The organism is Desulfitobacterium dichloroeliminans LMG P-21439 (genome assembly GCF_000243135.2).
Classification (GTDB): Bacteria; Bacillota; Desulfitobacteriia; order Desulfitobacteriales; family Desulfitobacteriaceae; genus Desulfitobacterium; species Desulfitobacterium dichloroeliminans.
This window is the reverse complement of record NC_019903.1, coordinates 2,441,671-2,461,816: the sequence shown is the minus strand read 5'-3', so window position 1 is coordinate 2,461,816 and position 20,146 is coordinate 2,441,671. Positions and strand designations below refer to the sequence as shown.

Sequence of the window (20,146 nt, the reverse complement as noted above, 5' to 3'; positions counted from 1 at the left end):
CATGGATCGAGTCGGCTTGTGGATTAACCGTAGTAAACCCGAAGCTATAACCTTAGCCGAACATCTTACCCCTTGGTTTCAAGAGCGCGGCTGGGAAGTCTATACCGATTGGGAAGAAATTATCGCTCAAAAGGTCAACTTTCTCATCTCCTTAGGAGGCGATGGGACCTTACTGGAAGCCTCCCGTGAGGCCGCACGTCATGCTCTGCCGGTTCTAGGAGTGAATCTAGGTCGCCTTGGCTTCTTATGTGAAATCGAGCGTAACGAGCTTTTTGATGCTCTAATCAAGATTATTGATCATGATTATACGATTCAGGAGCGCCTTATGCTTAACGTAACCGTAACGGGCCCGGATCAGAGTAGGGATACCTTCTATGTGTTGAATGATGTGGTGTTTCTCAGAGAGCCTTCAGGTGCTATGATAACTCTACAAGCTAATCTGTCAGGAGAACCCTCCGTACGATATCCGGCGGATGGTTTAATTGTATCCACACCCACCGGCTCCACGGCCTATGCTTTATCGGCAGGAGGACCGATCTTGAGTCCCAATGTTGAGGCGATTTTAATAACCCCTTTGGCGGCCCATTCTCTATCGGCACGTCCAATGGTCCTTTCTGCAGAAGAGAAGATCGATATTTTTTTGGCTCGCGGGGAAGGGTGTATCGTGAATTTTGATGGCTATCATCGTATGCTGATGAAGCAGGGCCAAATGTTTCATATAGAGAGGGCTCCAATTGCCGCCCTTTTGATTCGTTTAGGAAAAAGAAGTTTTTACCATGTGGTGCGGGAGAAATTAAAGGATCGTTGGCATGAGTAACCGAATTCAAGATATTCAAGGATTTCTTAGAAATATTCTTATGACAATGATTCAAGCTGGTGATGTAGTTCTAGATCTTACGGCTGGGCGGGGGAGAGATACCCTGTTTCTTGCTGAGCTGGTCGGGGAGAAGGGGTTTGTTCATGCTTTTGACATTCAAGAGATAGCCCTTCAAGAGACGCAAAGGTTACTAAGTGAATATCAACTGGAAGATCGTGTTCGCTTGCATCATTGCGATCACAGTCGATTATTAGAAAAGGTTCAAGAACCTGTTCAAGCGGCCATGTTTAATCTCGGATATCTACCGGGACATAATCAAGATGTCACCACGCATGCTACCTCGACAATTTCGGCTTTGACGGCCGTCTTTCAATTGCTCCGTAAAGACGGTGTGATCGCACTTACTTTGTATCGCGGTCATCCAGGTGGCTTAGCAGAGGCTGTTGCAGTGGAAGATTTTTTAAGCGATTTACCACGGCGTCAATACAGTGTCTTGCGCGGAGAGTACACGAATCAAATCCCAAACGCACCTTACTGGATTTTGGTTCAGAAGAATAAGGGGGATAACGAATGAAGACCCGTCGGCAGATGAAAATCCAAGAGATTATTAATAACCACCCTATACATACCCAAGAAGAACTTGCTGAGCGATTAAGAAAAGAAGGCTTTGATGTGACACAAGCCACGGTGTCACGAGATATCAAAGAGATGGGTCTAATCAAGGTTCCTACTTCGGATGACGATTATCGCTATGCGGTTCCCGGTTCAGCTCAACCACTCAGTACTCCCGACCGACTCAAACGCCGGATGAGAGAGACCGTAGTTACCATAAATGATAGCGAAAATCTGATTGTTTTGCGGACGATTCCTGGAAATGCTCAGGCGCTTGCCAGTTTGATTGATCACAGTAATTGGGAGGAAGTGATTGGTACGGTAGCTGGTGACGATACCATACTCTTGGTTGTCAAGCCAATCAGCGCTGTACCTCAAGTCCGAGGACGAATCGCTCAATTCATGGAATAGGGTTATTGGTCAAAGAGGAGATGGATTGCGATGTTAACAGAAATCCATGTAGAGAATTTCGCTTTAATGGAAGAGATAGAATTATCTTTTTCACGAGGTTTAACTATTTTTACCGGAGAAACAGGTACGGGGAAATCCATGCTCATCGATGCTCTTGGCGTATTGTTGGGAGGAAGGGCAAGTGCGGATTTTATTCGCCATGGTCTGGATAAGGCCTGGGTGGAAGGTATTTTTGAAGAGTGCCCTCCTGAAGTTCTCGAAGGTATAGAGGATGCCGGTTATCCTCTCGAAGAGGGGCAGCTAATTCTTTCTCGAGAGATCAATCGCAATGGTAAGAACATCTGCCGTGTTCAAGGAAGAACGGTTCCCTTAACACTCTATCGAAATTTGGTCCAAGGTTTAGTGGATATTCACGGACAGATGGAGCATCAATCGCTTTTTAATCCTGATAGTCATCGCGGTTTGCTGGATGCTTTTGGAGGAGAAAAACAGCTGGAGCTCCTAAGCCAGGTTAATAAGCTTGCCCGAGCTTATCGAAGTCTTATGCAAAAAGAACAGCAGCTTTTGCGTAGTGAAGCTGATCGAGAACGACGTGAGGATATCTTACGCTTTCAAATTGATGAGATTACTGCCATTGATCCTCAACCCAATGAAGAAGAAACATTAGTACAGGAAAAGAAGCGTTTGGCAAATTCGGAAAAGATCATGGGCAACATTGGGGAAATGTATGCTTTATTATATGAGGGTGGACAGCAGTCCTCCGCCTTAGATCAAATAGGTCGCTGCCGGAAAGCATTACAGGATCTTGTTCGCTATGATGAGAACTGTAACCATATGCTTGAACCTATGGACTCCATCTATTACACAATCGAAGATTTAGCCTCCCAAGTGAGTTCGTACCGAGATGGATTTGATTTTAATCCAGGACGTTTAGATGAAATCGAAGAGCGCTTAATTCAATTGCAACGTTTGCGAAAATATGGTCATACGGTCCAGGAAGTTCTCCACACGAAAGATGAAATGATGCAAGAGCTTCATACCATCACGAATCTACAAGAAGAGCTGGGGGCGTTACGTCGTGACCGAGAAAATATTCTAAGAGACTATGAGCAGAAAGCTAAGGAGTTAACGCAGGCACGGTTGCTGGTTGCGAAACATCTTGCTGAAGGTCTTAAAGGGGAATTGGCCGACTTAGGTTTGGAGAAAAGCAGTTTTGAAGTGAAGCTTACCTCTCTCCATGAACCTCAAATAGGTGGAGCAGAGGAAGCAGAGTTCTATTTTTCAGCAAACCTTGGGGAACCCCCAAAGCCACTAGCAAAAGTAGCCTCCGGCGGAGAAATGTCACGTCTCATGTTAGCTTTAAAAAGTCTTTTATCCAAAATCGAAAGCGTTAGCACCTTTGTTTTTGATGAAGTGGACAGCGGTGTGGGCGGCCGCACCATTCAAAAGGTTGGCGATAAATTAGCAAAAATTGCTGAAAACAAACAAGTGTTTTGTATAACCCATGCTGCGCTAGTGGCTGCCTTTGGTGAACATCATTTTGGTATCCAAAAAGAAATTAGCAATGGAAGAACAAGAACCCGCATCCAACTGCTTTCTGAGGAAGAGCGTATCCATGAATTAGCCCGCATGTTGGGCGGGGAGGAAGAAGCCATCGCCCTCGAACATGCGCGAAAACTTATGAAAAATATTTATTAATCTATTATAGAAATGAATTATTATGGGGATTTTATAGATAGAAGGTGAATTTGGCCTTCTATTTTTTTATTTGGAAATACAGAACGGAATTGTCAGGATGAAATGAATTCATGATGGTTAATTTACTATTAGGTTCTGAAAAAAAATAAGAATATCGAGAGAAAGGAAGAACATGGGGAGACAAAAAGACGGAGGGTGATAAGAGAGTGAAAACGAAGAGAGCCATGGTCTTCGCCAGTGTTCTTCTCTGTACCTTTCTCAGTCTTAATCCAACGCTTCATCAAATGGCACAACTGCCTGAACTCTATGAATCCAGCAGTCATCGTCTTCCACAACTCACAGGTCTGCTAGCTAATCTTATTGTCGCTGAAGAAGTTAAAGCAGCTGAGGCGGATGTAAATGCGGTTATGGCTGCTCACCCGGAAAAGCCTGAGGTTATTCAAGTGACCTACAAGCTTTTCGGACTGATACCGCTGAAGTCTAGTGCCGTCGAAGTGATGCCCAATCTCAAACTTTTACCTGGCGGACAATCGATTGGGGTAAGCTTGCAGGCAAAAGGAGTTATGGTAGTTGGGCAGGCTGCTGTGCAGAATCAGGAGGGTAGACTGGTTTGCCCAGCCAAAGATGTAGGAATCGAAGTAGGAGATGTCATCTTAAAAATCGATGGTCAAGAAATGTCGAGTGATCAAGACGTAGCCAATGCGATTCATCGGGCCGGTAAAAAGCAAGGCTTTTCGGAGATCCTTATCAGTCACAATGGTCAACAAACTCAAAAAAAGGTGACAACAGTTCTCTGTCCCGAAACCGATCGTTATCGAGTCGGTCTTTATGTACGGAATGAAGCTGCAGGAGTAGGAACACTTACCTTTTATGAGCCAAAGACTAGTCAATACGGTGCATTGGGTCATGTTATCAACGATGTAGATACGAATCAAAAGATTGAAATTGTTAATGGAAATGTGGTTGCCTCGACTATATATGCTATTGAGAAAGGAAAACGAGGACATCCAGGAGAAAAGATCGGCTCATTCGTCAATCAATCGAGATTTTCAGGCAATATCAAGAAAAATACCGTGTCAGGGATTTTTGGTTCCTTAGAAGGGGAAATTAGCAATCCTTACTTTAATGAACCCATTGCCGTGGGCTGGGAATCGGAAATTAAGGAAGGTCCGGCGAAAATTTATACAGTCTTAGAAGGAGAACGCATTGAAGAATACGATGTGCAGATTGAGCGCATCATGCGGAATCGTACGGATAGCAAAAATATGGTCATCAAGGTTTCTGATCCTGAGCTTATTGAAAAGACAGGAGGAATCATTCAAGGCATGTCGGGGAGTCCGATTGTCCAAAATGAGAAAATCATCGGCGCAGTAACTCATGTTTTTGTCAATGATGCTTCGCGAGGGTATGGCGTGTTTATCCAAAATATGCTAAAAGATGCTGATATTATTGACAAAAAGGAAGCTGCTTAGCGTTGAACAGTAGATCTTTATTGCCATTGAGTATAGACTCAATGGCTTTTTTATTAATTAAGTGGAATAAATACTAATGATTTGTCGAATATTATTCCTTTTATGAAGATATTGGAATAATAAAGCAACTCCATTGAATTGTTAAATTGTGATGGTATACTGATATAAGATACTTAATAAGTTCACAAATTGTAGAGAAAAATCTAAGAGTTCGAGGTAGTTGTTATTTTTTCATAGTATAGCAGGAAGAATTTATACATTTGTCGAAACTATAAGCACTTCGGATCGAGCAAGGGGGAGCAGTCTTAATGCAAAAGCCCATCAGAGTATTGTTAGCTGATGATAATCGCGAGTTTGTCGAGGTCCTAAAAGAATATATCTTACGCCAGACAGATATGCAGCTCGTTGGAATTGCTTATCATGGCAATGAAGCCTTGGACATAATTTACAGGGAACAACCCGACTTGGTGGTCTTAGACATAATCATGCCTCATTTGGATGGCTTAGGGGTGTTAGAAAAGCTACAAGGCGATATTAAGAAGCCTCATGTGATTATTTTAACAGCCTTTGGTCAAGAAAGTATGACCCAACGGGCAGTGCAGCTAGGTGCTGATTATTTCATTTTGAAACCCTTTGACTTAGAAACCCTCGGCAAGCGGATTCGTCAGTTACAAGGGGTCATCCCCTTAGCGCAATATAGCAATAAAGAGGGGACTTCAGGTGCTGGATCTTCCATTACTCCTACCCTATCCTCGACGCAAACTGCAGTTGCCAATGCTCGTAACCTTGAGGTTGAAGTGACGCGAATGATTCATCAGATGGGTGTTCCGGCTCATGTCAAGGGTTATCAATATCTAAGAGATTCTATTGTTTGCGTAGTTCAGGATGTGTCGCTCCTGGGAGCTGTGACAAAGGAGCTTTATCCGATGATTGCAAATAAATATAATACCACTCCTAGCCGAGTGGAACGTGCAATTCGCCATGCCATCGAGTTGGCTTGGGATCGGGGGAATATAGAGTTTATGAATCGGTTCTTTGGTTACACAATCAATGTGGATCGGGGCAAACCCACAAATTCAGAATTCATTGCCATGGTGGCTGATAAATTGAGAATGGCAAAAATGCTCTAAGCTATCAAAAAATGCTTGGGCAATAAAGAGAGCTGATTACCTTCTATCAAGGCAAATCAGCTCTCTTCGCATTCCGGTATATTGATCAACAGGTGTTCGCTTATTATGGTGTATCGCTATACATATTTTCCAGAAGCGCTCGAACATGTTCGTTTTCAAGATATTCATCATATTCCATCTTACGATCAATGATTCCCTTGGGAGTTATTTCAATGATGCGGTTGGCAATGGTCTGAACAAACTGATGGTCTTGTGAGACAAAAAGGATGGTTCCATCAAACTGTGTGAGCCCATTGTTTAAAGCTGTGATGGATTCAAGGTCTAAGTGGTTGGTGGGTTCATCCAGCAATAATACATTTGCGCCGCTCAGCATCATGCGGGAGAGCATACAGCGGACTTTTTCCCCTCCCGAGAGGACATTAGCTGATTTTAGAGATTCTTCCCCTGAAAAAAGCATTCTACCGAGGAAGCCACGAACAAAAGATTCATCTGGATCTTTAGAGAATTGTCTTAACCAGTCTACAAGGGATAGATTCGTATCGAAATAGGCGGAATTATCCTTAGGTAGATAGGTTTGGGAAGTAGTCACGCCCCAACTGAATTCTCCACTATCGGCTTCCATCTCGCCCATGAGGATTTTTAATAACGTCGTTTTGGCCAGACCGTTGGGTCCCACAAAGGCAACCTTGTCCCCGCGGTCCACAATAAATGAGACATTGTCGAGGACTTTTTCCCCATCAATAGTTTTCGTAAGACCTTCAACTGTAAGTAAGTTGTTGCCTGCCTCACGGTCAGGAGTAAAAGCGATATAAGGATATTTGCGGGAAGAGGGCCGAATATCGTCTAAGGTCAATTTATCAAGCTGTTTTTTGCGGGAAGTAGCTTGCTTTGCCTTGGAAGCATTAGAGCTAAAGCGTTGAATAAAGCTTTGGAGCTCGGCAATTTTATCTTCTTTTTTCTTATTGGCATCCCGCATCAATTTTAGAGCAAGTTGGCTAGACTCATACCAGAAGTCGTAGTTCCCCACAAAAAGCTGGACTTTGCCAAAGTCAATATCCACTATATGGGTACAGACTTTATTCAAGAAGTGGCGGTCATGGGAGACGACCAACACGGTACTCTCGAAATTATAGAGGAAATTCTCCAACCAGTTAATGGACTGAAGATCCAAGTGATTGGTTGGCTCGTCCAAAAGAAGAATATGTGGATGACCGAAAAGAGCTTGAGCTAGTAGTATGCGTACCTTCTCACTACCCTCAAGTTCTTTCATTTTCCTATCGTGATATTCCTTGGGGATACCCAGTCCCATGAGGAGTTCAGCGGCTTCAGCTTCAGCTTGCCAACCATTCATTTCAGCAAATTCCGCTTCTAAATCAGCGGCTTTCATCCCATCCTCTTCGTTAAAATCAGGCTTGGCATAAAGCGCATCCTTTTCAACCATAATTTCATAGAGTCGAGAATGGCCCATGATGACAGTTTTTAAAACGTCAAACTCTTCAAATTCAAAATGATCTTGCTTTAAGACGGCGATCCGTTCCCCGGTTGAAACGACAACCTCTCCTTTAGAAGGATCGATTTCTCCTGAGAGTATTTTGAGGAAGGTGGATTTGCCAGCCCCGTTAGCCCCAATGATACCATAGCAGTTTCCTGGGGTGAACTTGACATTGACATCTTCGAATAAAGCGCGTTTACCAAAGCGCAGTGTAATTCCGTTTGTACTTATCATGTCTTATGATCGTTCCTTTATATATATTTTTATCATGATTCACGAATTCTCATTATACCATATTTTCCGCGAGATTACTTATATTGTGTACTTATACTGGAAGAAAGGGAGCATCGCCGACTACTTTAGCAAGTAGTTCTACGACACTCCCTCAAATATTCTAGAATATTACCCCTAAGGCAATAAGAATCAAGACAGCAATCACTATAATACCTACACCAACGCCTGCGCCGATTCCAGCAACCGGAGCGACTGGCCGAGGGCAACATGCCCCGCCCATTCCGCCATAACCCATACCGAACATAGATTTACCTCCTTCACTTTTAGATGGTATTTAGAATACGATTCCTAAGGCAATTAACAAGAGGATGATGACGACAACGATTGCAATACCTGAACCAAAATTGAAACCACCCTCTAGACCAGCACCTAATGCCATTTGAGTTCCTCCTTTGATACGAAGATACTATAGATTATGAATTCCTATCCGCATTGCCACAATATGGAAAAATAAATTTCCGTGCTAAGGATAAACACTGAGTAAACAAATAACAACTATTTCAGATTGGTTGAGCCTTAACGTAGAAGAATATCTGCTCTGTTAGCGTCTATATCATTAGATGGAGATGAATGTTATGATATTGAGAAAAGGAGGGAGAAGATTATGGTGGGTTCTTCGTTACTACTACTTTTGGGTTTTGCCATGGTCGCCGTAGTTTTAATTATTGGAGCAATTGCGTTTTCTCTTCGTTCACATAATCGGAGTGACAATCCAAGCGAACAGAAAGATGGAGGAAATGCTATGATTAAAACTGTGTATACGTATTTGATTCTATTTGCGACCTTGATGATGACTATTGGTGGAAGTGTAGCGGCTTTTATGGCTGCGGCAGATTTAGTTGCACCCCAAAGCTACTATGTGTCCTTTGAGGATTATAAACAGGGGAAAATTTATGAAAAAGGGGAAACAGAGCCTTCCCTACCGGCCATTGAGAAAAGCGATGAAGAATTAAAGGCTGATTATCAAAGGCAGGTTGATGAGGAAAAAGCCCGCTCCCGAGAGAGAGCTCTAAACAGCTTAATCAAGAGCTTTGGCTGGATTGTAATTCCGTTACCTGTATTTCTGTATTATCAACGGCGTTTAAGGGCGGAATGACGTATAGATCATTGGTTATGGTCAGGGTAAAAAGCAACCTAGGGGTATTGATAGGAACCCTGGGTTGCTTTATATTTTTTCTTAGTCAGGATATGATAAAGGAAGCTAAGGATCTTTGTTGGGGGATGAAGTGTACTATGAGTGATAAGAGTATCCAGCAAAAGACAGGTCGAATCGAGGATGCTTCGCTAGAGGAGCAGTGCATAGAAAAGGAAATAGTCTTTTCCGGGCGCATGCTGAGAATGGACCGGGATAGAATTCGTTTGCCCAATGGGGTGGAAACTACCCGGGAGGTAGTTAGACATCCGGGTGCTGTGGGTATCTTGCCTTTTAAGGGAGAAGAACTAATCTTAGTCCGCCAGTATCGCTATCCGATTGAAGAGATTACTTTGGAGATTCCAGCGGGAAAGTTGGATCCGGGGGAAGAGCCACTGACCTGCGCAGTGCGCGAACTGAGGGAAGAAACGGGCTATCGTGGCACCTTGGAGCATTTGGTGAGTATCTATACCACTCCAGGTTTTACTGATGAAATCATCCATCTCTATAAGGCAACAGATTTGGTCTGGGATCCTCTGCAAACCGACGAGGATGAATTTTTAAATGTTGAAAGTGTACCTTGGGCTATGGCCAAGGAAATGGCTCTGGCCGGTGAATACAAAGATGCCAAGACAATTCTGGGAATCTTGATGCTAGCAGGTAAAGAAAAATGATAAATCTTTATGCAGATCTTCATATTCATATCGGTGAAAGCTTAGATGGAAAAGCAGTTAAGATTACCGCAGCCAAGAGTCTAAATTTACCGAACGTTCTTGAAGTCTCTCGTCATATCAAAGGGCTGGCGATGATTGGCGTTATCGATGCCCAATCCCCAGGTGTACGCAATGATTTCCGGCAAATGATTATGGCAGGGAAACTGCGCCCCCTGCCAGGAGGAGGATATGGGGCAGAGGGGTTGACGGTTATTCTGGGCACGGAAATCGAACTGTCTGTGGGTACGGGGAATGCCCACTTTCTCGCTTATTTTCCCACCATAGAGCATATTGAGGGTTATGTGAAGAAAATACACCCCTTTTTAAAGAACTGGCAACTCAGTTCCCAAAAGGGACACTTAGGTGTTAAGCAATGGCTGGAAGCTGTGGCGGAGAATGAAGGGATATGGCTACCTGCGCATGCCTTTACCCCCCATAAAGGAATTTATGGAAACTGCTGTAAGAGTTTACTGGATATTCTGCCTGGACTGCCCCAGGCTTTAGAAATTGGCTTAAGTGCTGATCGACAGATGGCGAAATCCATCTCAGAACTTGACGAGGTCGTGCTCTTTAGTAATTCAGATGCCCATTCCCTACCTAAGATTGGACGTGAATACAACCTGCTGAAGCTCTCAGAAGCATCTTTTCAGGGACTGAAGGAACTAGTCTACCGCACTAATGGCGAGGTTTTGGTGAATTATGGACTGCCACCGAAGTATGGCAAGTATCATCGCACTTATTGCTTGGTCTGTGAACAGGTCGCTGATGGGGAGCCGCCGCTTCTGAGTTGCCCGACCTGTGGAAGTACCCAGGTGGTATCCGGTGTGCTCGATCGCTTGGTGAGTATTGCTGATGCTGAAATGCTGAGTATTACGGATCCTCGTTATATTTATCAAATCCCCTTAAGAGAACTGCCGGGAATCGGGCCGAAAATGTATGGGCGTTTATTGGAGCATTTTGGCACAGAAATGAATGTTCTCCACCAAGTCCCTGAGAAAGATTTGGTCCAGGTGGCTGGGGAGAAAATTGCCCAGTTGATACTGCTTTCTCGCCAAGGTAAATTGGAATTTCAAGCTGGAGGCGGTGGAGTATTTGGTAAGGTAGTGGACATACTTTCTTAAACTCCTGAATAGGATGTCTATAGAGGATGCTGACATGCTTATGCAGTGTTAGTGTCCATTTTGGGGCTATAGACAGGGAGGCTGAAGGTATGCGGAAACTAAGCGAGCATATCCGACAATATTGGGTTATTTATCTTGCCCTAGCCAGTGTATATCTGGCAGGAATAATCTTCGGGTCAATGGGAGTTGGCGCCCTAAATGGTGGTGAGACTGAAGAACTCACCAGCTTTTTGGACAAGCTGCTCGCTAGTCAGCCCACCACTCTAGATTCTAGTTTTCTGATGCAATTAGCCAGAGAGCAATTTATTATTATGGCGGGAATATGGCTTCTGGGGTTGACGGTGATTGGAACGCCGTTGATTTTTCTGATTGTATTTACACGCGGATTTGTATTCGGATTCACCCTGAGCTTTATCATAGGGATAAAAGGACTCTGGGGGTTAGGGCTAGTCTTCATATCGATTTTAATACCAGCCTTGGCCGGGATTCCTTTTCTTCTCTTAGGAGCGGGCCTAGCAACCATTTTTTCAATGCTGCTACTTAAAGGGAAGCAGGTTGGGGAATCTTTACGGCGGGAATTTTTCTATTATTCCTTTGCCACGATTCTTGTTTCCCTTGGTGCAGTTTTGATGGGAGTTTCCCAAGGCTATTTTTCAATCTTGGGTGTCAACTTTTTTAATCTCTAGAGTTTTGTGCCGATTTCATGCTTTATATAATCCTGTTATTTAAATGGAATTAAATCAAATTTCGCATATTATGATTTCTGTTTAATTTTTTATTGAATAATATATTGCATTATTGAGTTAGCGGTGGTAAACTAACTTTAGAAGTTAGCGGTGCCTTACTAGTTTTTTGAGGATCGAAGGAGTGAAAGAAGTGGCAATGCAAAGTATAGCTAATCTCCAAGTTGTAAATAGAAATACAGTTTCTCTGACACCAGTAACAGTAGGTGCGATGCCTTTAGCAATGGTGGCACCTGGCGAGGAAGTCAAAGTCGTTTCCATTAAAGGCAGAGATAATACAAGACGCTTTCTGGAGAATCTGGGTTTTGTTGAGGGTGCTGTAGTTTCGATCGTCACTGAGTTGGCTGGAAATGTGATTGTTTCCATTAAAGAATCTCGGATTGCGGTAAACAAAGGGATGGCAATCAGGATTCTTACTGTCAAAGCATAAGGCACGACATGAAGGGGGAAGAATGATGATAAACCTTAGGGACGTGAAGGTCGGTCAGTCAGTAACTGTGGTCAAGTTGCATGGCCAGGGGCCGATTAAGCGTCGGATTATGGACATGGGTATTACCAAAGGCACGGAGATTCTTGTGCGTAAGGTGGCTCCCTTAGGTGATCCTATCGAAGTGAATGTGCGTGGCTATGAACTTTCATTACGGAAAGATGATGCTGCAAATATCGAAGTTAGATAGCATAAGAGATTATTTTTTTTAGCCCATAGTTAGCCTTGGCTAACCAAAAAGAAGAAGGGGAGGATAGATTTATGTCATTGAAAATCGCTTTAGCAGGGAATCCAAATAGCGGAAAAACGACCTTGTTCAATGCTTTGACGGGTTCTAATCAAACAGTGGGGAACTGGCCGGGTGTTACAGTCGAGAAGAAAGAGGGCAAGCTCAAGACTCATAAGGATGTGACGATTGTTGACTTGCCGGGAATTTACTCACTCTCTCCCTATACCCTAGAAGAAGTGGTATCGCGAAATTATCTGATCGGGGAGAAACCCGACGCTATTATTAATATTATTGATGGTTCTAACCTGGAACGGAATTTGTACTTAACGACTCAATTGATAGATCTAGGCATCCCGGTGGTGATCGCCATCAATATGATGGATGTAGTCAAGAAGTGCGGAGACGAGATCAATACTGCAAAGCTTTCCCAAGCGTTAGGATGCGAGATATTTGAGATCTCAGCAATCAAAAAGATGGGAATCACCGAGCTTGCTGACGAGGCTGTCAGAATTTCCCGAAGCGCAGAGAGCACAGCTACTAAGCTTGTTTTTGATTCTAAGGTTGAAGAAGCCCTTGAAACTATAGGGGGTAAGCTACCAGCAGAAATTCCGGTAGCACAAAAGCGCTGGTATGCAATTAAAATGTTTGAACGTGATGTAAAGGTTCTCGAGCAGATTAGCGGAGTGGATGTCGAAGAGATTACTCTAAGGGTTGAAGATGCTCATGACGATGATAGTGAATCTATTATCACCAGTCAACGCTATGATTTTATTACTTCACTGCTTAAAGGGAGTTACACCAAAAAAAGCACCTCTAGATTGACCACTTCGGATAAGATTGATAGGGTGATAACCAATCGCTGGCTCGCCCTGCCGGTTTTTGCTGCCATAATGACGTTTGTTTATTATATTTCGATTACGACTGTGGGCGATATAGTTACCACGTTCACCAATGATACACTCTTCGGGGCTTGGATCAGCGAACCTTTAGCCGCCTGGATGGAGAGGGTCGGCACAGCTGGGTGGCTAACCGGACTTGTTGTGGATGGCATCGTTGGTGGGGTAGGTGCGGTTCTCGGTTTTGTTCCCCAGATGTTAGTCTTATTCTTCTTGTTAGCAATTCTTGAGGAATGCGGATATATGGCACGGATTGCATTCATCATGGATCGAGTGTTCCGTCGTTTCGGACTGTCCGGTAAATCCTTTATTCCTATGTTGATTGGTACAGGATGTGGTGTACCTGGCGTTATGGCAACGCGAACCATTGAAAATGACCGTGACCGCCGGATGACTATTATGACCACCACCTTTATGCCTTGTGGAGCGAAGATGCCTATTGTGGCGTTAATTGCCGGTGCAGTTTTTGGTGGAGTATGGTGGGTAGCCCCTAGTGCATACTTTATTGGGGTGGCGGCGATTGTTTTGTCCGGCATCATTCTCAAGAAAACCAGTCGTTTTGCCGGAGATCCAGCCCCCTTTGTTATGGAACTTCCGTCGTATCATTTACCCACTGGGGAAAGTGTACTTCGTAGCACTTGGGAACGGGGCTATTCCTTTATTAAGAAAGCAGGAACAATCATCTTATTGGCTAGTATCTTTGTTTGGTTCTTATCTTCCTTCGGTTTTGTTGAAGGGTCCTTCCAAAGGGTCGAAGATATGGATGCAAGTGTCCTGGCAGTGATTGGTGGGATGTTGGCGCCTCTCTTTGCACCCCTTGGGTTTGGTAGTTGGCAAAGTACTGTGGCAACTTTGATGGGCCTAATCGCCAAAGAAGAAGTTGTTGGAGTGTTTGGGGTGCTTTATGGGGTGTCTGGAGATGCACTGGGTCTAGTTGAAGAAGGAGCCTTTGGCAGCTTAGGCGCTATCGGTTCTCACTTTACACCTTTAACCGCTTATTCATTCTTAGTGTTTAATCTCCTTTGTGCTCCCTGCTTTGCCGCCATCGGGGCTATCAAAGGGGAAATGAACGATCAAAAATGGACCTGGTTTGCCATAGGTTACCAATGCCTATTGGCATACGCAATGGCCTTGCTTGTTTTCCAATTCGGTTCCTTCTTTACGGGTGGCGGATTTACAGGTGGAACAGTAGCGGCGATACTCGTATTGGCAGTTCTTCTCTACATGGTGTTTAGACCAAGCAAACCAAGTCTTAAAGTTCAAGGTATCTTAGTCAAGGATTGATCACTTGGGTGAGAAGGAGGAGATGATAGTATGGATTGGCTAATCGCTAATGGTGCAACAATTATTATTGGTGTATTGGTACTGATAGTCATTGCTTTCGCCGGTCGCAATGTATATGAAACGAGGAAAAGTGGCGGGTGTTCTGGCTGTGCCAGCCGTGCCGGTTGCCCAAGTGCAGCCGGGCGTGCTAATAGGAATGGGTGTGATAGTGCCCCAAAGCCATAATGGATTTCTGAAAAGAGAGTCTTCCCAAGAGAAAGCCGCTCCTGTTTAACAGTGAGCGGCTTTTGTATTCCCTGACTTCCCTTCGTGGTGGTTGATTTTTCGCCCTGATTATACTATGCTTTGGATAAGATTTTTTTTAATTCGGGAGAAGGAGCTATTGCCATGAGTATTCATGAATCCGGCGAGATGTATCTCGAGACCATTTATGTGCTGAAAAATAAAAAGAGCGATGTTCGCTCCATCGATATTGCCAACGAGCTGGGTTATACTAAGCCAAGTATTAGTCGGGCGGTAGGTATTCTCAAGAAGAAAAAATATATTGAGGTGGACACTTCGGGAGTCATTACCTTGACCCAAGAAGGTGTGGACATTGCGTCAAATATCTATGAACGGCATAAAGTAATTACTGAATATTTGATTGGCTTGGGTGTTGACGAAGCCACTGCTTCCCAGGATGCCTGCCGTGTAGAGCATGTGATTAGCCAAGAGACCTTTGATAAGATTAAGGAAGAGTATCATAAGCGGTGCCAATCGTAATATTCTATTATGTAAAGATGTATCGTCTAGTAAAACCACTTATTGCTAAGGATAAGTGGTTTTACTATGTCATCAAGACAATCCTCTACCGCATAAGTTTTAGAGATTGGGGGGGCAAAGTTATGCAGAGAGGTAAGAGTTGGCCGGAATTTTTTTTCTATCTCGCACGTGTCATGGTTTTACTTGTTTTACTTGCTGTGCTGTTGCCGAAGCTTGTCACAGTATGTAGCTTATTGATTACTTCTCATGGGGATCGAGATGGAAGACCTAGTGGTAACCCCATGCGGGTAGAAGAAGAGGGCAGCAATTGGAGTGAGTTTGTTATACAGCTTTTCCCTGATATTAAAAGATAGATTTTTCTAACCCACTAATCCGCAGGAAAACCCTCCCTTCTGTAGAATTTTATTCTGGGAGGGATTTCTTGTGGAGACTCAGACGGAAATATGGATAAAAAAGTATTTGACTTACCTTAATGTAGAGAGAGGACTTTCCCAAAATACTCGAATCAGCTACGACCGCGATCTTAAAAAGATCACAGTCTTTCTTCAGCAACGGGAAAAAACTTTGCTAAACTGTGATGGCAATGATCTTTTTCTTTTTCTTCTGCACGAAAAGGATCTGGGAAGGTCTTCACGCACATTAGCGCGGCACCTCGCAACCCTGCGAGGGATCTTTTCCTTTCTCTTAGGGGAGGAAATGCGGGAGGACGACCCTACCGAATATCTATCATCTCCTAAGCTTGGGCAACATTTGCCTCATGTGTTGTCTGAAGGGACCATCGAAAGGCTCTTCAAGGAAGAAGATATCGGAACTGCATCATCAGAAGCCGCTCAAAGCAAAAATAATAACAAAAAGAAAAGGGCAGTAACGGACGCCCAAGAGAAGGATAATGCTTTGTTGATGCGTAATCTTGCCATGATTGAGGTACTCTATGGTTGTGGGTTGCGGGTTTCCGAATTAGTAGGCCTTCGAGTTAAAGATATTATCTTTGAGACGAAGACACTGCGCTGTCGGGGTAAAGGAAATAAAGAAAGGATTGTACCCATCGGGGAGTATGCCCTCAAAGTGGTACAGGATTATTTGGACCAGGGACGAGAGCTACTAAGAGCTAAGAATAAAAGCGAGATGCTTTTTCTTAATTCTCAAGGCAAGGCGCTAACCCGACAAGGGGTGTGGAATATCCTCAAGAAATGGGCCCAAGCCCATGGCGTCACCGAGAATATCTATCCGCATAAATTTAGGCATAGCTTTGCCACTCATCTTTTAGATCATGGGGCTGATCTGAGATCAGTGCAAGAGATGTTGGGGCATGCTGATATTTCAACTACCCAAATTTATACTCATCTTTCTCGGCAAAGGTTGATAGAGGTTTTTCGTAAAGCTCATCCTCGAGCAGATTAATGTAATGAAGCTATAAGGGGGAATTAATTTTTGAAAAGAGTCATCTTAATTGTTTTAGATAGTGTAGGAATTGGTGAAATGCCGGATGCTCATGTGTATGGAGATGTGGGAAGCAATACCTTAGGGAACATTGCTAAGGTTCGTGGTGGGCTACATTTGCCTCATCTACAAAAATTAGGTTTAGGGAATATTGAACTTATTCAAGGGGTCGCTCCGCTGGCCTGTCCTGACGGAAGCTATGGAAAAATGGCAGAAAGATCTCCCGGAAAGGACACAACCACAGGACATTGGGAGATGGCTGGGGTGATCTTGGCAAAGGCCTTCCCTACCTTTCCCCAGGGTTTTCCAGATGAGTTTGTTCAAGCCTTCGCCAAGCGTATCGGCCGTGAAGTTATCGGTAATGAAGTAGCTTCAGGCACGGAAATCATTCAACGTTTAGGTCAGGAGCATGTTACGACCGGAAAACCCATCGTTTATACTTCTGCAGATTCCGTTTTCCAGATTGCGGCACATGAAGAGATTATTTCCCTCGATGAACTGTATAGAATTTGTGAGATAGCCAGAGAAATGTTGGACGGAGATTTAAGAGTTGGCCGAGTGATTGCCCGACCCTTTTTGGGCACGGCAGGAAGCTTTTATCGGACAACCCATCGTCATGATTATGCCATTGAACCACCCCATACGATGCTCTTGGATGGAATTAAAGAAAAGGGTCTTCAGGTCATGGCTGTGGGGAAGATTAAGGATATCTATGCCGGACGTGGGGTAACCCTACACGTTCCGAGCATAAGCAATAAGGATGGAGTGGATAAGACCCTAGACTTCATGGGTGAGGGGAAACCCGGTTTAATCATGACGAATTTAGTCGATTTTGATATGCTATATGGCCATCGTAATGATGTAGAGAAGTATGCTCTGGCTATCGAGGAATTTGATGCCAGATTACCGGAGATCCTTGCTGGCCTAGGTGAGAAAGATATCTTAATGATCACGGCAGACCATGGTTGTGATCCGACCACTGCAAGCACAGATCATTCCAGAGAATACGTCCCTTTGCTAGTGTATGGGAAGCAAGTTAATCCAGGTGTGAATCTGGGTGTCCGATCTTCCTTTGCAGACTTGGGAGCAACTATCGCGGAATATTTGGGCACCGATCAATTACGCAATGGCCAGAGCTTTTTGGATGATCTGTTTCAAGTATAATGTAGTTGGGTTAAGAAAGATGATTGTATAGATGTGGAAATAAAGGAGCGATATTGATGATTAGCGAGCAAGAATTCATGGAGAAATTGAGTGAAACCCGACGAAGTATTGTGGAGAGGGTAAATATCGAACCCCAAATAGGAATTATTCTTGGCTCAGGTTTGGGTGGTTTTGTGGATTTAATAGAAAATCCTGTAGCTATTCCATATCATGAGATTCCCCATTTTCCAGTATCGACGGTAGAGGGGCATAAAGGACAACTAGTATTCGGAAAAGTTTTAGGTAAACCTGTCGTGGCTATGCAAGGACGCTTCCACTTTTATGAAGGGTATTCCATGCAGGAGGTAACTTTTCCCGTCCGAGTCATGCAGGCATTAGGAGTCGCAGGCTTAATTGTGACGAATGCTGCTGGTGGTATCAACCCCGCCTATCGGCCCGGGGATCTCATCTTAATTAAGGATCACATTAATATGATGGGAGACAATCCCTTGCGCGGAACAAATCTCAGTAATCTTGGTCCTCGTTTCCCGGACTTAAGCGAGGGCTATGATCTGGATTGGCGACAAAGAGCTTTAACAGTAGCTCGAGAAGTTGGCATTTCTCCCCAAGAGGGAGTTTATGCTGCTATGAGCGGTCCAAGCTATGAAAGTCCGGCCGAAATTTGCTTCCTTCGCACCGTTGGTGCTGATCTCGTCGGTATGAGTACCGTCCCTGAAGTCATCGTAGCTAACCATGGGGGGATGAGGGTCTTAGGAATCTCCTGTGTCACCAATATGGCTGCCGGAATCCTTGCACAGCGTCTCAGCCATGCCGAGGTTATGGAGACTGCTCAGCGCATTGAGAAGCAGTTTGTGCGATTCGTTCAGGCTTTGGTAAAAGCCCTCGCCTAAGAATATAAGGGGGTAAGTACAATGCGGGTAGTTGATGTAATCAACAAAAAGAAAGTGGGCAAAGCCTTGACCCAAGAAGAAATAGAGTTTTTCGTGCAAGGTTATGTCAAAGGTGAAATTCCGGATTATCAGATAGCTGCTCTTTATATGTCAATCTACTTCCAAGGTATGAATGATGAGGAAATAGCCAACTTAACGATGGCTTATGTAAACTCAGGAGAGACAATAGATTTATCGGGCATAGAAGGGGTGAAAGTAGATAAGCATTCTACGGGAGGAGTGGGGGATAAGATAAGCCTTATAGTCATCCCCTTGGTTGCCTCCTTAGGAATTCCCGTGGCCAAAATGAGTGGAAGAGGGTTGGGACATACCGGTGGTACGATCGACAAATTAGAAGCTATCCCAGGATTTAAGACCACTCTAAGTACAGAGCAATTTATCGCCAATGTGAACAAACATGGGATGGCAGTTGTAGGCCAAACTGCGAACTTAACTCCTGCTGACAAACTCACTTACGCCCTAAGAGACGTTACAGGAACAGTGGACAGTATCCCTCTCATAGCAAGCTCAATCATGAGTAAGAAGATTGCTTCCGGCGCAGATGCCATAGTGCTAGATGTGAAGGTTGGTTCAGGAGCCTTCATGAAATCCTTGGAGGAAGCCAAAAGGCTGGCTAAGTGCATGGTGCAAATCGGTAAAGCCTTAAACAGAAGGACAATCGCCATCATTACCGATATGAATCAACCCCTTGGACATGAAGTTGGCAATGCCAATGAGATAAGAGAGGTCATCGATGTTTTAAGTGGAAAGGGTGCAGAGGATGAAACCACAGTTGCCTTGACCATTGCCACGTATATGGCCATTGCTAGTGGAAAATATCATGATTTCCAGTCTACTCATGCAGAACTTCTGCAAGTTATTGAATCGGGGAGGGCCCTTGAAAAATTAAAAGATTTTATCTCCATTCAAGGGGGGAATCCCCAAATCATAGATGAACCGTCGAAACTACCTCAAGCTAAGAATCATATCGAAATTCGCTCCAACCAATCAGGGTATATAAGTCGTATTGACGCTGAGCACATTGGACTTGTAGCTATGCTGTTGGGTGCAGGACGGAAAAAGAAAGAAGACTCCATTGATTATGCAGCAGGGGTAACTCTATTGAAGAAGGTTGGGGATTATATTCACATCAATGAACCACTTTGTATTCTTCACACTAACCTTGATACTATCGAAACGAAGGTTTTAGAGGCATATGTATTTCAAGATAGCAAGCCTGATCCAATAGAATACATCCATGAAGTTGTAAAGTAATCCTTGCATGAATTATGAAGAGAACCCTGGTCATATGGCCTGGGT

General features: G+C 44.0%; 22 protein-coding genes. 20 read left to right on the top strand and 2 right to left on the bottom strand.

From position 1 onward, the window contains the following. The first annotated feature begins 1 nt into the window (after window position 1). From DESDI_RS11640 to spo0A, 6 genes are all read left to right on the top strand, one after another. Complete coding sequence (locus DESDI_RS11640) at window positions 2–817, top strand: NAD(+)/NADH kinase (protein WP_015262810.1); 816 nt, start codon at window positions 2–4, stop codon at window positions 815–817. Then, window positions 810–1,391 (top strand): tRNA 5-(aminomethyl)-2-thiouridylate-methyltransferase MnmM, encoded by a 582-nt coding sequence (mnmM, locus tag DESDI_RS11635; RefSeq protein ID WP_015262809.1) that lies wholly within the window; start codon window positions 810–812, stop codon window positions 1,389–1,391. The genes DESDI_RS11640 and mnmM overlap by 8 nt, the downstream gene beginning before the upstream one ends. After that, on the top strand, window positions 1,388–1,840 hold the full coding sequence (gene argR / locus DESDI_RS11630) for an arginine repressor (protein WP_015262808.1): 453 nt from the start codon (window positions 1,388–1,390) through the stop codon (window positions 1,838–1,840). The genes mnmM and argR overlap by 4 nt, the downstream gene beginning before the upstream one ends. Before the next feature lie 30 nt (window positions 1,841–1,870). Continuing rightward, entirely contained in the window at window positions 1,871–3,538 is a 1,668-nt protein-coding gene (gene recN / locus DESDI_RS11625) for a DNA repair protein RecN (protein ID WP_015262807.1), read from the top strand. A gap of 206 nt (window positions 3,539–3,744) precedes the next feature. Further along, a complete protein-coding gene (gene spoIVB / locus DESDI_RS11620) occupies window positions 3,745–5,010 on the top strand; it encodes a SpoIVB peptidase (protein WP_015262806.1) in 1,266 nt (421 codons plus the stop codon). Window positions 5,011–5,318: 308 nt separating this feature from the next. Then, window positions 5,319–6,140, top strand: a complete 822-nt coding sequence (gene spo0A / locus DESDI_RS11615; protein WP_015262805.1) for a sporulation transcription factor Spo0A — start codon at window positions 5,319–5,321, stop codon at window positions 6,138–6,140. A gap of 103 nt (window positions 6,141–6,243) precedes the next feature. On the opposite strand, the gene DESDI_RS11610 is transcribed toward spo0A, so the two are convergent. After that, the gene (locus DESDI_RS11610; RefSeq protein ID WP_015262804.1) at window positions 6,244–7,866 is read right to left on the bottom strand and encodes an ABC-F family ATP-binding cassette domain-containing protein; all 1,623 of its coding nucleotides are present in this window, start codon (window positions 7,864–7,866) and stop codon (window positions 6,244–6,246) included. Between the two features lie 160 nt (window positions 7,867–8,026). Further along, the gene (locus tag DESDI_RS18110; protein ID WP_015262803.1) at window positions 8,027–8,170 is read right to left on the bottom strand and encodes a hypothetical protein; all 144 of its coding nucleotides are present in this window, start codon (window positions 8,168–8,170) and stop codon (window positions 8,027–8,029) included. A 360-nt stretch (window positions 8,171–8,530) separates the two neighbouring features. Here DESDI_RS18110 and DESDI_RS11600 point away from each other — a divergent pair, with 360 nt between their 5' ends. From DESDI_RS11600 to DESDI_RS11535, 14 genes are all read left to right on the top strand, one after another. After that, entirely contained in the window at window positions 8,531–9,022 is a 492-nt protein-coding gene (locus tag DESDI_RS11600) for a hypothetical protein (protein WP_015262801.1), read from the top strand. A 137-nt stretch (window positions 9,023–9,159) separates the two neighbouring features. Then, window positions 9,160–9,732: an NUDIX domain-containing protein gene (locus DESDI_RS11595; RefSeq protein WP_041219438.1), complete on the top strand. Its 573-nt coding sequence runs from the start codon at window positions 9,160–9,162 to the stop codon at window positions 9,730–9,732. After that, complete coding sequence (locus tag DESDI_RS11590) at window positions 9,729–10,892, top strand: endonuclease Q family protein (RefSeq protein ID WP_015262799.1); 1,164 nt, start codon at window positions 9,729–9,731, stop codon at window positions 10,890–10,892. Before DESDI_RS11595 ends, DESDI_RS11590 begins: the two co-directional genes overlap by 4 nt. 89 nt (window positions 10,893–10,981) lie before the next feature. Further along, entirely contained in the window at window positions 10,982–11,578 is a 597-nt protein-coding gene (locus DESDI_RS11585) for a stage II sporulation protein M (RefSeq protein ID WP_015262798.1), read from the top strand. A gap of 196 nt (window positions 11,579–11,774) precedes the next feature. After that, on the top strand, window positions 11,775–12,065 hold the full coding sequence (locus DESDI_RS11580; protein WP_041219931.1) for a FeoA domain-containing protein: 291 nt from the start codon (window positions 11,775–11,777) through the stop codon (window positions 12,063–12,065). Between the two features lie 25 nt (window positions 12,066–12,090). Next, a complete protein-coding gene (locus DESDI_RS11575) occupies window positions 12,091–12,312 on the top strand; it encodes a FeoA family protein (RefSeq protein ID WP_015262796.1) in 222 nt (73 codons plus the stop codon). Window positions 12,313–12,383: 71 nt separating this feature from the next. Continuing rightward, a complete protein-coding gene (gene feoB, locus DESDI_RS11570) occupies window positions 12,384–14,531 on the top strand; it encodes a ferrous iron transport protein B (RefSeq protein WP_015262795.1) in 2,148 nt (715 codons plus the stop codon). Between the two features lie 30 nt (window positions 14,532–14,561). Then, a complete protein-coding gene (locus DESDI_RS11565; protein ID WP_015262794.1) occupies window positions 14,562–14,756 on the top strand; it encodes a FeoB-associated Cys-rich membrane protein in 195 nt (64 codons plus the stop codon). A 162-nt stretch (window positions 14,757–14,918) separates the two neighbouring features. Beyond that, window positions 14,919–15,293, top strand: a complete 375-nt coding sequence (locus DESDI_RS11560; RefSeq protein WP_015262793.1) for a metal-dependent transcriptional regulator — start codon at window positions 14,919–14,921, stop codon at window positions 15,291–15,293. A gap of 122 nt (window positions 15,294–15,415) precedes the next feature. Then, window positions 15,416–15,646 (top strand): hypothetical protein, encoded by a 231-nt coding sequence (locus DESDI_RS11555; protein WP_041219930.1) that lies wholly within the window; start codon window positions 15,416–15,418, stop codon window positions 15,644–15,646. Between the two features lie 70 nt (window positions 15,647–15,716). Then, window positions 15,717–16,694, top strand: a complete 978-nt coding sequence (gene xerD, locus DESDI_RS11550) for a site-specific tyrosine recombinase XerD (protein ID WP_015262791.1) — start codon at window positions 15,717–15,719, stop codon at window positions 16,692–16,694. Between the two features lie 30 nt (window positions 16,695–16,724). Beyond that, window positions 16,725–17,897: a phosphopentomutase gene (locus tag DESDI_RS11545; RefSeq protein ID WP_015262790.1), complete on the top strand. Its 1,173-nt coding sequence runs from the start codon at window positions 16,725–16,727 to the stop codon at window positions 17,895–17,897. Window positions 17,898–17,953: 56 nt separating this feature from the next. Then, window positions 17,954–18,787, top strand: a complete 834-nt coding sequence (locus tag DESDI_RS11540; protein ID WP_015262789.1) for a purine-nucleoside phosphorylase — start codon at window positions 17,954–17,956, stop codon at window positions 18,785–18,787. 21 nt (window positions 18,788–18,808) lie between these two features. Beyond that, complete coding sequence (locus DESDI_RS11535; protein WP_015262788.1) at window positions 18,809–20,101, top strand: pyrimidine-nucleoside phosphorylase; 1,293 nt, start codon at window positions 18,809–18,811, stop codon at window positions 20,099–20,101. The last annotated feature ends 45 nt before the right edge of the window (window positions 20,102–20,146 follow it).